The sequence below is a fragment of the Hyphomicrobium sp. MC1 genome, from assembly GCF_000253295.1.
Taxonomy (GTDB): Bacteria; Pseudomonadota; Alphaproteobacteria; order Rhizobiales; family Hyphomicrobiaceae; genus Hyphomicrobium_B.
This window is the reverse complement of sequence record NC_015717.1, coordinates 3,065,212-3,078,235: the sequence shown is the minus strand read 5'-3', so window position 1 is coordinate 3,078,235 and position 13,024 is coordinate 3,065,212. Positions and strand designations below refer to the sequence as shown.

Sequence of the window (13,024 nt, the reverse complement as noted above, 5' to 3'; positions counted from 1 at the left end):
AGCGTGAACAGGAACTGGACGACACGCAAACGCCGCCGATCCGATTGATATCCGATGAGTTCGCCGAACATTCTGACCGACGCAGAGCCCGCCAACGCGTCGGATCGCACACGGCGCATGCGCAAGCTCGCCGTTACGCTCTTGGTGCTGGCGGGTTGCGTCAATTATTTTGACCGCGCTGCCGTTGCTGTCGGCAATCCGGAAATTCGCGCCGAGCTTGGACTGTCCTACAGCGAAATGGGCTTGCTGCTGTCGGCCTTCGCGTGGAGCTACGGCCTCGCGCAAATTCCCGCTGGCGTGCTCGTTGATCGCTTCGGTCCTCGTAAAGCCCTCGGCGTTGGAATGGTGCTTTGGTCGTTCGCGCAAATCGCCGGCGGCCTCGTTCATTCGTTGCACCAGTTTCTGACCGCGCGTGTCGCGCTGGGCCTCGGCGAGTCGCCGATGTACATCGGCGGCACGCGGGTCTGCGCCGACTGGTTTCCGCTGAAGCGCCGTGCGCTCCCGATTGCGATCTTCAATTCATCATCCGCGCTGGCACCGGCCTTGGCGCCGCCGATCCTGACGATGCTGATGCTCGCGCACGGCTGGCGCGTGATGTTCATTATCGCGGGCCTTGCAGGCTTCATCGTCGCCGCATTGTGGACGATCTATTATCGCGCCCCTAAAGATGCTGGCATTCCCGCGGCCGACATCGAGGAAATACATCGCGATGACGGCGCTGCGATCCCGCACGTCGGCTGGACGCAGGTTCTCTGGCTGCTGCGCTTTCCGACGACGTGGGGCATGTTCCTCGGTTTCTTCGGCGTCGTTTACATCTCGTGGCTCTACGCGACCTGGTTGCCGGGATACCTAGAGATTGCGCGCCATCAGTCGATCGCGAACGCCGGGATCTGGTCGGCGATCCCGCTCGCGGCAGGCTTTGTCGGCGCCGTCGCGGGTGGTGTGATCTCTGACCGGCTTGGCCGCCTGGGAGGCATCGACGCTGCCGGAACCTGCCGATTGCCCGTCATCGCAGGATTGATCGTGGCCGGAATTGCTACGATCGCTGCGGTCTACGTCGCCGACTTGTGGACGGCGATCGCGCTCATGTCGCTCGGACTTTTTGCGGCCAACGTCGCTTCAAGTTGCGGTTGGGCACTTGCCGCCGTGATCGCTCCGGTCAACGCCGTCGCGACGCTCGAAGCGATCCAGAACGTCGGCGGTTCCGTCGGCGGATCGCTGGCGCCACTCGTGAGCGGCATCCTGCTTCAGCACTCAGGGTCGTTCGTCCCTGCATTCGTGCTGGCCGGCGTCATCGCATTTGCCTGCGCCGCGATCTATGGCACCATGACGTTGAGAAAGATTTCAGCGCCTGAAGGGACGTAAAGCGTCATGGCGTCGAGACCTCATCGCCGAAGATTCGCCGCCTCTCAAAAAGACCGAATATTTTTCGCCTGCCTACCTGATGAGGCGACCGCTGAACGCGTCCATGCGCTCGCGGAGAGGCTCAAGCGTGCGAACGGTTTCGACGGCACGCTGGTGCTTCCAAATCACCTGCACGTGACACTTTATCATTTGGGGGATTGGCCAAGCTTACCCGCGCCCATCGTCAGCGCCGCATTGGACGCCGCAGCGCAAGTCTCCATTCGAGCTTTCGACGTGACGTTGACCGGCAGCGAAAGCTTTCGCGGCGGCATCGGGCCTTTTCCCTTTGTGCTGACGTGCGAGCAAGACATCGCCGCTTGGAACGCGTTGCGTCGCCCGCTTGGCGTAGCAATGGAGCGCGTCGGGCTAGGTGGCGCCACGCGCGGCCGCTTCACGCCCCACATAACGTTGCTTCGCGATGAAAAGCGCGCCGCAGCGGCGCCCATCGAGCCCATTTCTTGGACGGTGCGAGAACTCGTTCTCGTGCACAGCCTCCTCGGCAAAACCACGCACGTCCATCTGGGGCGCTGGCTATTACAGGAGCCGTGAAATGGACGAAGCCGAGTAAAGAGATCAGCCAGCGTCTGCGAAAATCGCAGCAACCTCCGGCCCCGAGGCGTCACGCGGCAGCGAGAAGAAGTTGGCCTCTTTGCCCAACGCCTTCTCCAACTCGCGCTGGAACGTCATCCGGTCGAGTTCGATCGTGCCGAACTGCCGGAGGTGATCCGTCACGAATTGCGTGTCGAGCAGCGTAAATCCACCCTTGATGAGACGCGCTGCGAGATGCACCAGCGCGATCTTCGAGGCATCACGCTCCGTCGAAAACATGCTTTCGCCGAAGAACGCGCTTTTCAACGCTACGCCGTAAAGGCCGCCGACCATCTTGTTGCCATTCCAGACCTCGACCGTGTGGCAGGCGCCAAGGTCGAACAGCTCGCGATAGAGCGAACGGATTCGGCCGTTGATCCAGGTCGACATCCGCCCGGCGCGCGGCGCGGCGCAGCCGTCGATCACACCGTCATAATCGTTATCGACCTTGACGGTGAATGGCGTGGTGCGGACCGTGCGCATGAGGCGCTTTGGGATATGCAGGCCGTTGAGCGGCAGCACACCGCGCTGCTGCGGCTCGATCCAATAGAGCGCGGGATCGTCGGCACTTTCCGCCATCGGGAAAATGCCACAGCTATACGCCTTCAGGAGAACCTGCGGCGTTATCTCGAACATCGGGTCGTCGCGCGACGCCATGCTGCCACTTGCCAAGCGAACTCTCGGACGCGCGCGGAACATGTCGCGCAGAGGCAAACCTTACTTCATCCCCAGATATTTTTCGAGCCAATGAATATCATAGGCCCCATCGACGATATCCGGCTCTCTGACCAGATCCTGGAACAATGGGATCGTCGTTTCAATCCCATCGATCACGAACTCGGCCAGAGCGCGGCGTAAACGCATCAACGCGTCGTTGCGCGTCTTGCCCGTCACGATCAGCTTGCCGATGAGGCTGTCGTAGTAGGGCGGGATGCGATAGCCCTGGTACACGCCGCTGTCGACGCGCACGCCGAGGCCGCCCGGCGGATGCCAATAGGTGATCTGGCCCGGCGAAGGCCGAAAATCCTTGGGGTTTTCAGCGTTGATGCGGCACTCGATGGCGTGCCCGCGAAGCTCGATGTCATCCTGCGTGAAGCTTAACGGCAGGCCGGCCGCGACGCGGATTTGCTCCAGCACGAGGTCCGTGCCGGTGACCATCTCCGTTACAGGGTGTTCGACCTGCAACCGGGTGTTCATCTCGATGAAGTAGAATTCGCCGTCCTCGAACAGGAACTCCACTGTGCCGGCGCCGCGATATTTCAGCTTGCGCATCGCATCCGCGACGGTCGAGCCGATCTTCTGGCGCTGAGCCGCATTGAGAGCAGGCGAGGGGCTCTCCTCGAACACCTTTTGATGCCGCCGCTGCAGCGAGCAATCGCGCTCGCCTAGATGCACGGCATTGCCCTTGCCATCGCCGAACACCTGGATCTCGATGTGGCGCGGCTTCTGCAGATATTTCTCGATGTAGACGGAATCGTCGTTGAAGGCCGCTTTCGCTTCGGACCGCGCCGTCGAAAGCGCGACGCCGAGGTCGGCCGCGGTCAGCGCGACCTTCATGCCCCGCCCACCGCCGCCAGCAGCGGCCTTGATGAGCACGGGAAAGCCCATCTCCTTCGCGACCTTCATCGCCTCGGTCTCGCTCGTCACGGCGCCCGCGGAGCCGGGAACGACCGGGATGCCGAGCTTCTTGGCGGTCTCTTTCGCCTCGATCTTGTCGCCCATGATTCGGATGTGTTCGGACGTCGGACCGATGAACGTGATCTTGTGCTCTTCGAGAATTTCCGCGAAGCGCGCATTCTCAGATAGAAAGCCATAGCCCGGATGCACAGCGTCCGCGCCGGTGATTTCACACGCCGTCACCAGCGCCGGAATGTTGAGATAGCTGTCGCGCGCAGGCGGCGGACCGATGCACACGCTCTCGTCGGCCAGACGGACGTGCATGGCGTCGGCATCTGCCGTCGAGTGGACGGCGACCGTTGCAATTCCAAGCTCGCGGCAAGCGCGCTGGACGCGAAGCGCGATTTCTCCTCGGTTGGCAATCAGGATTTTATCGAACATTTGAACTCCGGGCGCTTTTCACCGCCGTATGCGGTGCGCGCTCTATTCTATGATGATCAGCGGCTCGCCATACTCGACCGGTTGCGCGTTCTCGACGAGGATGGCTTTGATCGTGCCGGCGCGCGGCGCGGGGATCTGGTTCATAGTCTTCATCGCCTCGATGATCAGCAGCGTGTCGCCCTGATTGACCTTGGACCCGACTTCGCAGAATGCCGGTGCACCCGGCTCCGGCGAGCGATAGGCCGTGCCGACCATCGGCGATTTGACCGCGCCCGGATGCTTCGAAAAATCACCCGCACCCGCCGCCGGTTTCGCTTCGCTCGGCGTCGACGCTGCGGCTGCAACCGGCGCAGACATGTAAGCCTGCGGCGCCGCGGCCGTGATCGAGATTTTCTTGGCGACGCGGATCTTGAGGCCGCTCTTCTCGATTTCGATTTCCGTCAGACCCGTATCGTTCAAAAGCTCGGCGAGCTCGCGGATCATCTGACCTTCGGCGCTTCCCATTTTCGGCCCTTGGTCTTTTGCGCTCATCAGTCCCGTGTCCTCGATATTTAGTTGGCGTGCGTCTTATAGCCTAAGCTCTGGCCGCAACGTCACGCTTTGCCTGTGGATTTGTTCAGAATGTCGGCCATTGCCTCGATCGCGAGTTCATAGCCCTTGGCGCCGAGCCCGCAGATCACCCCCGTCGCTGCGAGCGAGATGTAGGAATGCTGACGAAACTCGTCGCGCCGGAAGATGTTGGAAAGGTGCACCTCGACGACCGGCAGGCTGACGGCCTGCAGCGCATCGAGAATGGCAACCGACGTGTGCGTATAGCCACCAGCATTGATGATGATGCCCTTGGCCTTTCCGCGCGCCTCCTGCACCCAATTGACGATTTCGCCCTCGATATTCGATTGCCGGAAGTCGATGGCCAGCCCGTTCGCCGTTGCCGATTTTTCGGTGCGCACGCGCAGGTCGTCGAGCGTCTCGCGGCCATAGACTTCGGGCTCGCGGACGCCGAGCATATTGAGATTGGGGCCGTTAAGAACGTAAACGAGGGAGGTCATGTCAGGAGGCCGTTAAGGCACCGAGCTGATGCCCGACGCCGATTGTGAAGGCCCAGGGTCTATCAGCTTTCGTCGAATGCGCAAAGTGCGCGGCGATGGCCGCGCACTGCAATGTGTCTTTGATGTTAAATGTCTGGTATGGCACGAGAATTTTCGGCCACTCTCAGCACATGTTGCAGCCGGTCTTGCGGTAGCCGCTGACGAGCGCCTCAAGCTGGTCGTGCAGGTCATCCGGCGCACCGGGCACCGACTTGTCGCCGACCAGGAAGTGCGGGGTGCCGTTGACGCCGAGCTGCTTGGCAAGCAGCAGATCGCTCTGCAACTCGTTCTTGACGTCGTCGCCTGCCATGTCGGCCTTGACCTTATCCATGTCGAGACCGAGCGATTCCGCGATCTTCAACGCGGAAGCTTCGTTGGCAACGCCCTTGGAGCCCAGCATCGCTTGATGGAACTCCCAGTACTTGCCCTGGCGTTTGGCGGCCAGCGCGACCTTCGCGGCCTCGATTGAGCCCGTCGACAGGATCGGCAGCTCCTTGAAGACGAAGCGAACCTTTTTGTCGTCGTGGATCAGCTTCTGCACTTCCGGCAGGCCGTGTTTGCAGTAACCGCAGTTGTAATCGAAGAACTCGACGACAGTGACGTCGCCGTTGGGATCGCCGGCAACCGAGCTGTCAGGGGCGCGATAGATCTGCTTGGCGTTCTTCGCCATGAAGGCTTTGAGCTTGGTTTCCTGCTCTTTCTGAGACTTCTCATCCAGAGCGTTCTGCACCTCGAACATGACTTCGGGGTTCTTGATCAGATAGTCTCTGATGATGTCGCCGAGCGCCTTTTTCTGCTCGTCGGTAAAGACCTTGCCGCCCGCGGTGGGCGCGATGGTGTCGGCGTGCGCCGAACTATTTCCGAAATTCGATGCTGCGAGTGCCGCGAATGCCAGGCACGCAAATCCGAGCGCGATGACAGAGAGCTTTTTGCCGGCGGAAGCCGCGCGCGCTCTGTTACGGTCAGGAGACTTCTGGGTCATGGATTTGATCTCATTTTTCGATAAAGCAGCCGGCTGCTCAGGTTTGCGGCTTGTAGTTAATGATGTCGTCGTTTTTCAACCACTCGGGCGAGCCCGCTCGTAATTTCAGTTGGGCTCGTTTAGCGAAGACCTGTGCGTCTTTTATGTTCCCTTCGTTGAAGTAGGCCTGGGCCGTCATGGCGTCGGCTTCCGGACCCCGGCCCTGCTTATAATAGATGTTTGCGAGCAGCCTGTAAGCATGGCCATTTTCCGGGTCTTCGATAAGAGATTTCCGCAGTAGATCGATAGCCTCTTTTTGCGCATCGCTGCCCTTGAGGCTTTGGACCGCCGTGGCCAGTTCGACCATGATTAAAGGACTGTTAGGCGCCAGTTTCAGGGCTTGCCGCAAGCTCGGGACCGCAGGCGCGAGTTTGCCGGATCGCATCAGGAAGTCGGCCCGAAGTTCGTAAAAGTACGGGTAATTCGGGTTTTCCTTGATCATGCTGTCGGTCTGCTGGACCGCCGATTCCAGCGCACCGCCGCCGCCGCGAAAGAATGTCGCGATGGCCCGCGCGTAGCGCGCCGGCAGCGTCTTATTTGAGTCAGGATAGCGATTGAACACAGTCGCCGGCGATTCCAGATAGCCCGAAAGCTTCGCCCGCATCAGGTCGTGGCGAAGCTGCAGCGACGGCGGGTCTTTCTTGTTGAAATACGGACTTGTGGTTGCGAGCCGGCTGAGCCGGTCGAGGCGTTCGGCCGACAGAGGATGCGATCGAATGAACGGGTCCTGGAACTGATCCGATAGATATTCCTGTTCCTTGAACCGCTCGAACGTGTCGAGCATGCCTTTGCCCGACTGTTTCGTGGCCGTGAGATACTTGATGCCCGCCTGATCAGCCGCCGATTCCTGCGATCGCCGCTCGGCCAGAAGCCCCTTGAGAATGACGCTGCTGCCGCCCTGCAAAAGAGCAGCGCCGCCTTGTGCCGTCTCGCGTCCGCCATCTCCGCCTGTGACGCCGCCCGCAACCATGGCGCCGATGCCGAGAACCTGCGTCAACAGAGCGCGTGTTTGATCCTTCGCGATGCGCGAGCGCAGCGCCGCCATGTGGCCGCCCGCGATATGACCGCTTTCATGTGCGATGACGCCGATCACTTCATTCGGCGTCTGCGCCTGCATCAGTGTGCCGGTATTCACGAACACGTTCGCGCCGTCGAGAACGAAGGCGTTGAAGGCTTCATTATTGATGATGCGGACGGTCACGCGGCCGCCACCGAAACCCGCCGCTTCAAAAATCGGTTTGGAATAATCCTGCAGCAGCGCTTCGATCTCGGCGTCGCGGATCAGCGGCAGCCCCTGCGCTCGGGTGCCGTTGGCTAATGTCAACAGCGATGCGATGAGCGCAACGATCCAAATCGTCAAACTTCGGGCGTTGGAATGCGCCGGAAGTGACTTCCAAAATATCGGCATTCGCAGTGCCCTGATCTCGACAAGCGTTTCGAGACGCCACGCACAATCAAAGTATGCGCCAACCCTATTTGGGTCAAATGCGTTGCTACGAGGTGCTTATAAACATTCACGAGTTTAGGGCGTCAGCATGGCGGTAAGCGCTGCTAACGGCGCTCGTCCGAAGCAAGATAGGCCAGTAGCAGCTTTGATTTTGGGAATGGGCCGAAGCAAGCGATGCCTCGGCCCTTCGTCTGTTTATTCGCCGCCGAACTTGCGCTGCCACCAGCCCTTGCGCTGCGGGGCAGCCTGAGCTTCGGCATCGGTAGCCGAGCCTTCATCGCCTGGTCGGACAACAACGCGCTCGATTCGCGGCTCGCTGGAGCCGATCTCGTGCCGACGACGCGGTGCCGGCGCAGGTGCGCTGTCCTGAACTTCGGCGGGCACCTCAACAGCCTGCTGCGGTTCTTCCGTCGCAACCTCGGATGCCGTGCCTTCGAGCATCACGACTTCATCCGCGTCTTGCGCCTTCGAGGGAACGTCCCAAAGCCGTTGTTGCCGCGGAACCTTGAGTTCCGGCTGTTCGACAGCCGTCGCAACGTCTTCCGACGACAGCGCCTCGGTGATGTGTCCACCGTTTGACCAAGTTTCCGGCTGGGCAGCCTCGGTATCGCCGTCGGTGTCCCCGCTGTCGAGTTGTTCGTGATCTTCGCCTTCGGCAACGCCGTTGGCATCATCGGCGTGCATCGGGCCGCCTTCACGATTGCGGTCCCGACCGCGACGGCCACCGCGACGTCCGCGCCGGCGCCGCCGTGCGGGCTTTTCGCCGTTGGCGCCGTTTTCGCCGTGCTCGCCGAGTTCCGCTTCCTCGGATGCCGGTTGGGCATCGAGGTCATCCTCGTCGACCGGTCCCTGTTCGCCGTCATCATCGCCGTGCGGCTGCGGACCTGCCGCAAATCCGTGATCGTCTTCGCCGCGCGGTTCGGAACTGAAACGCTCGCGGCTTTCGCCACGCTCGCGTCCACCGCGACCGCGACGCCGCCTGCGCCGCCCGCGACGGCCGCCGGACTCATCGCCCTCGCCACGACCATTCTCACGGGCCACGGTATCTTCGTCGCCGTCATCGACGTGCGATACGGTTTCAATCTCGCCGCCTTCGAATGTCGGTGCTTCTTCCTCGCCGTCGAAGCCCCAGTCCATGTTGACGGCAGCACGTTCGACACGGCGCACCGGAACGGCAGGGCCGCCGCGCTCGATCGTGAAGTTCGCACCCTGCACGCGATCGCTACCGAGCACCGTCACCGAGTAACCGTGGCGATGCTCCATGTCGGTGACGTAGGCGCGCTTGCTGTTCAGAATGTAGAGTGCAACCGGCGGCGTCGTCGTCGCGGTCAGCGGACCTGTAGCGCCCGCCGTGATCGCATCTTCAAGGCCACGCAATACGGCGAGCGCGATGCTCTCCGTCGAGCGGATGATGCCGGTGCCCTGGCAGTGCGGACACTGCGACGTCGAGCCTTCCAGCACGCCCGTTCTGAGACGCTGGCGCGACATTTCCATCAGACCGAAATGCGAGATGCGGCCGAGCTGGATTCGCGCCCGGTCGAAGCGAAGCGCATCCTTCAGGCGGCGCTCGACGGCGCGATTGTTGCGCTTCTCCTCCATGTCGATGAAGTCGATCACGATGAGGCCGGCAAGGTCGCGCAGCTTCAGCTGGCGCGCGATTTCGTCGGCCGCCTCGAGGTTAGTCGCAAGCGCCGTTTCTTCGATCGAGAATTCGCGCGTCGATTTCCCCGAGTTGACGTCGATCGCAACGAGGGCTTCCGTCTGGTTGATGACGATGTAGCCGCCCGAGCGCAGCGTCACCTGCGGCTGGAACATGGCGTTGAGCTGCCGTTCGACGCCATAACGCGTGAACAGCGGCGTCGGCTCGCGATAAGCCACGACGTTTTTGGCGTGGCTCGGCATGAGCATCTTCATGAAGTCGGCGGCTTCCTGGTGCCCCGCATCGCCGGCAACGACGATTTCCTCGACATCCTTGTTATAGAGGTCGCGGATGGAACGCTTGATCAGGTCGCCTTCTTCGTAGACGAGGCTCGGCGCCGTCGACTGCAGCGTGAGATCGCGCACGCTCTCCCAGAGGCGCAGCAGATATTCGAAGTCGCGCTTGATTTCCTGCTTCGTGCGCGCCGCACCCGCCGTGCGGATGATGAGGCCCATGCCCTCCGGAACCTCGAGTTCCTGGGCAATGGCCTTCAGACGGCGGCGGTCCTGCGGATTGGTGATCTTGCGCGAGATGCCGCCGCCGCGGGCGGTGTTCGGCATCAAAACAGTGTAGCGGCCGGCAAGCGACAAATACGTCGTCAGCGCTGCGCCCTTGTTGCCGCGCTCCTCTTTAACAACCTGCACCAGAATGATCTGGCGGCGCTTGATAACTTCCTGGATCTTGTAGCTGCGCGGACGCCGACGCGGACGTTGCGGCGCTTCCTCGTGGAACTCCGCGCCCTGCGAGTCGTCGATCTCGCCGCCATGATGGTCGTGATGGTCATGGACATGCGGCTGCTCGGCATGGTGTTCATGCTCGTGCTCATCATGCTCGGAGCCATGATCGTCGTCAGCGTGAACGTCCGAACCGGCTTCGGCGTCATGGTGATGATCGTGATCGTCGCTCTCGTCGCGCGCATGATCGGCATCGGCCTGCGCTGCAGGCTCGTCCGACGACGCGCTTGCTGCGAGATCGGTATTTGACTCGCCGTTGTCTGCCGCTTCGGCCCGGACCGGCTCGGAGATGACGTCATCGTCCGGCATCGGAACGGCGACGGCCAAGACTTTGATCGGCTCTTCGTCTTCGTCGCCACCGATCTCTTCGATGTGCTCATCGTCTTCTTCGACATCGACGATGTGCGTGGATTCGCCGTCCTCAGAATCCTCAGAGGACTGTTCCGCGAAATCGTCGTTCGTCGCTTCCCCTTCAGCGTGAGGGGCGGCCGACCCACCGCCGCGTGTCGAATTTCTGCGGGCGAGCGCCTCCGCGCGCCGGTCGGCGGCGGCTTCGAGCTCGGCTTCAGCGGCGGCTTCTTCATCGAGAAGCGCCTGACGGTCGGCGACCGGAATCTGATAGTAGTCAGGATGGATTTCGTTGAAGGCGAGAAAACCGTGCCGGTTGCCGCCGTAATCGACGAAAGCCGCTTGTAGCGACGGCTCTACGCGCGTCACCTTGGCGAGATAGATATTGCCGCGCAGCAGTTTCCGAGCGGCACTTTCGAAATCGAATTCCTCTACCCGGCCGTTGCGTTGGACCACGACCCGAGTCTCCTCGGGATGCGTGGCATCGATGAGCATTTTCGTATTGGACATAGGTTATTTTCCTTGGCGCGCCGGGGCGGCGGCTCGCATCTCGAACCGGAATTGCCGGAACGGATCGCGAGGATCGCGCTGTGGCGCGTTCTTTTGGTTGATTGTGCTGATGGAACTGGCGGCCGAGCCGCTGTCTGCACCATCCCGTTCCCCGATGTGCGCGAGTGGCGCGCAGGGACGCATGCGAACGCCGGGTGGATCGAGATCCCGTTGGCGCTGTCTTGGATGATGCAAGCTGTCGTCATGGCCTGTCGTCTATGACCCAGCTGCGTGTCCAGAATTGGGGGACTTCAGGCTGGGGAGAAAAATCCGACACCCTGCGGCGTCGTGGTCGATCAATTTTGGGCCGCCCAGCAATTCGCGCTTTTACCCGACTGACAAACCGGGGCGACCGGCACAAAGTAAGTTCACTCCGACAATGAGCCGCCGGGGGCTCGGAAGTCAAAGCTCCGAAACCTGCTGAGCGACGTTGATACTCCCCGTGCGCTTGCCTCAAGCAGGTGCCATCCGTGCTGGCCCAATTACCTGTGAAAGCAGAGCTTTGCCCCGCAGCAGGCCGACTGGGTTCTGCAGGCGCCTATTCAACCTACGCCACTTAGGCGTGTGTCTCGGGCGCCACCGAATACATTTCAAACTTTACGAGGTCGATCCTTCGCTGGCAAGTGCTATAAAACTGGCGCGGGATCGACAACGTGAGGCGATAATGGTCCTTTTATATAACGAATGAAAACAAAGATTTAACGGGGCATGGGGATCGGGCACACAAGGCGAGCAAGGGGGAAAATTCGGCAATGCGCCCGCCCGGGAAACCTTTAGTGAACATTCTAGCAGCAGTAGCAACCGTGCTATGCCTGTTGCTTGGGCGGCCCGCTATGGCAGCCGATGCGCTCGAAACCCACCTGACGGTGACCGGCCGCTCGACGATTTTCGAACTGACGATGAGCGAAGGCGTGACCGCACAGGCTTTTACGCTCGCGAGCCCCTACCGTGTCGTCATAGATCTGCCCGACGTCAATTTTCGCCTGGACCCTGCGGCAGGACAGAAAGGGGCGGGCCTCATCTCGGCGTTCCGCTATGGCCTTTTCGCGTCGCATAAATCGCGCATCGTGATCGATACCAAAGGCCCCGTCGTCATCCATTCCGCCAACATGACGCGGATCAAGGGATCATCGGCCGTAAAACTCGCCATCGCCCTTATGCCGACCGACGCAAAATCGTTTGGCGGCGGCACCGGCGCGGGAATGGCCGCCGCGTCTGAGGAGCCGAATTTCGAGAGCGCGTTCGAGGCTCCACCCGATAAGAAGCAGCCCAACGCCAAGCCCGTCATCGTGATTGATCCGGGCCACGGTGGCATCGACCCCGGCGCTATCGGCCCCAATAATGTAAATGAGAAAACGATTGTTCTTGCTGTTGCTATGCAACTCAAGGACGAACTGGAGAAGACTGGCCTCTACGACGTCAAGATGACCCGCCACGACGATGTATTCATCTCTCTCGACGACCGCCTCAAATTTTCCCGCGCGGTCGGAGCCGATCTCTTTATCTCGCTGCACGCTGATTCCATCGAGACGGCCGCCAGCAGCATTCGCGGCGCCACCATCTACACGCTGTCCAGCAAAGCGTCCGACAAAGTGGCGCGGATTGCGGCTGAAAAGGAAAATGCCTCGGATCTTTTGGCCGGCATCGAAAATCTCGACGAAGGCAAAGACGATCAGGTCAAAAGTATCCTCATCGACCTGATGAAACGTGAAACCTCGAACTTTTCCTCAGATTTCTCGCAGCTTCTGGCCAAACACCTGCGCAAAAAGATTACGATGTCGCGCGTACCCCGCCGCTCGGCGGCGTTCAAGGTGCTGAAGCAGACGGATTCGCCGTCCGTGCTTGTAGAATTGGGATATATCAGCAATCGCAGCGATGAGGAGCAGATGCTGACACCGGAATGGCAGTCGAAAGTCGCCGACGCGATCACCGGTGCGGTGCAAATTTACTTCAACAAAAGAACGGCCTTACGCCCCTGAGGATACTCGTCCATCCTCGGACGACGTGCTGCCACATTCAGTGCTAATGTGCGAATGTTCTGAGGGGATTGCCATTGCTGCGGCGCGGCAATAGACGTAACCGCCTCAT

The 13,024-nt window shown here is 60.9% G+C and carries 10 protein-coding genes; 3 read left to right on the top strand and 7 right to left on the bottom strand.

All coding sequences use genetic code 11. The annotated features are described in order from the left end of the window. The first annotated feature begins 54 nt into the window (after positions 1-54). Both HYPMC_RS14900 and HYPMC_RS14895 read left to right on the top strand, forming a co-directional pair. Positions 55-1,365 (top strand): MFS transporter, encoded by a 1,311-nt coding sequence (locus tag HYPMC_RS14900; RefSeq protein WP_013948817.1) that lies wholly within the window; start codon positions 55-57, stop codon positions 1,363-1,365. Positions 1,366-1,371: 6 nt separating this feature from the next. Next, a complete protein-coding gene (locus HYPMC_RS14895; protein WP_013948816.1) occupies positions 1,372-1,953 on the top strand; it encodes a 2'-5' RNA ligase family protein in 582 nt (193 codons plus the stop codon). Positions 1,954-1,977: 24 nt separating this feature from the next. Here HYPMC_RS14895 and aat read toward each other — a convergent pair whose 3' ends face one another. The 7 genes from aat to HYPMC_RS14860 form a co-directional block, all read right to left on the bottom strand. Then, positions 1,978-2,649 (bottom strand): leucyl/phenylalanyl-tRNA--protein transferase, encoded by a 672-nt coding sequence (gene aat / locus HYPMC_RS14890; protein WP_024276278.1) that lies wholly within the window; start codon positions 2,647-2,649, stop codon positions 1,978-1,980. Positions 2,650-2,709: 60 nt separating this feature from the next. Further along, entirely contained in the window at positions 2,710-4,050 is a 1,341-nt protein-coding gene (gene accC / locus HYPMC_RS14885; protein ID WP_013948814.1) for an acetyl-CoA carboxylase biotin carboxylase subunit, read from the bottom strand. Positions 4,051-4,092: 42 nt separating this feature from the next. Continuing rightward, positions 4,093-4,581 carry an acetyl-CoA carboxylase biotin carboxyl carrier protein gene (gene accB / locus HYPMC_RS14880; RefSeq protein WP_013948813.1) on the bottom strand — a complete coding sequence of 163 codons (489 nt, stop codon included), beginning with the start codon at positions 4,579-4,581 and terminating at the stop codon, positions 4,093-4,095. Positions 4,582-4,643: 62 nt separating this feature from the next. Next, the gene (gene aroQ / locus HYPMC_RS14875; protein ID WP_013948812.1) at positions 4,644-5,099 is read right to left on the bottom strand and encodes a type II 3-dehydroquinate dehydratase; all 456 of its coding nucleotides are present in this window, start codon (positions 5,097-5,099) and stop codon (positions 4,644-4,646) included. 163 nt (positions 5,100-5,262) lie between these two features. After that, on the bottom strand, positions 5,263-6,120 hold the full coding sequence (locus tag HYPMC_RS14870) for a DsbA family protein (protein WP_013948811.1): 858 nt from the start codon (positions 6,118-6,120) through the stop codon (positions 5,263-5,265). Positions 6,121-6,157: 37 nt separating this feature from the next. Beyond that, a complete protein-coding gene (locus HYPMC_RS14865; protein ID WP_013948810.1) occupies positions 6,158-7,567 on the bottom strand; it encodes a M48 family metalloprotease in 1,410 nt (469 codons plus the stop codon). Between the two features lie 234 nt (positions 7,568-7,801). Continuing rightward, the gene (locus HYPMC_RS14860) at positions 7,802-10,897 is read right to left on the bottom strand and encodes a ribonuclease E/G (RefSeq protein WP_013948809.1); all 3,096 of its coding nucleotides are present in this window, start codon (positions 10,895-10,897) and stop codon (positions 7,802-7,804) included. An 815-nt stretch (positions 10,898-11,712) separates the two neighbouring features. On the opposite strand from HYPMC_RS14860, the gene HYPMC_RS14850 reads away from it, so the two are divergent. Then, positions 11,713-12,915, top strand: a complete 1,203-nt coding sequence (locus HYPMC_RS14850; RefSeq protein WP_244420899.1) for an N-acetylmuramoyl-L-alanine amidase — start codon at positions 11,713-11,715, stop codon at positions 12,913-12,915. Positions 12,916-13,024 lie beyond the last annotated feature (109 nt).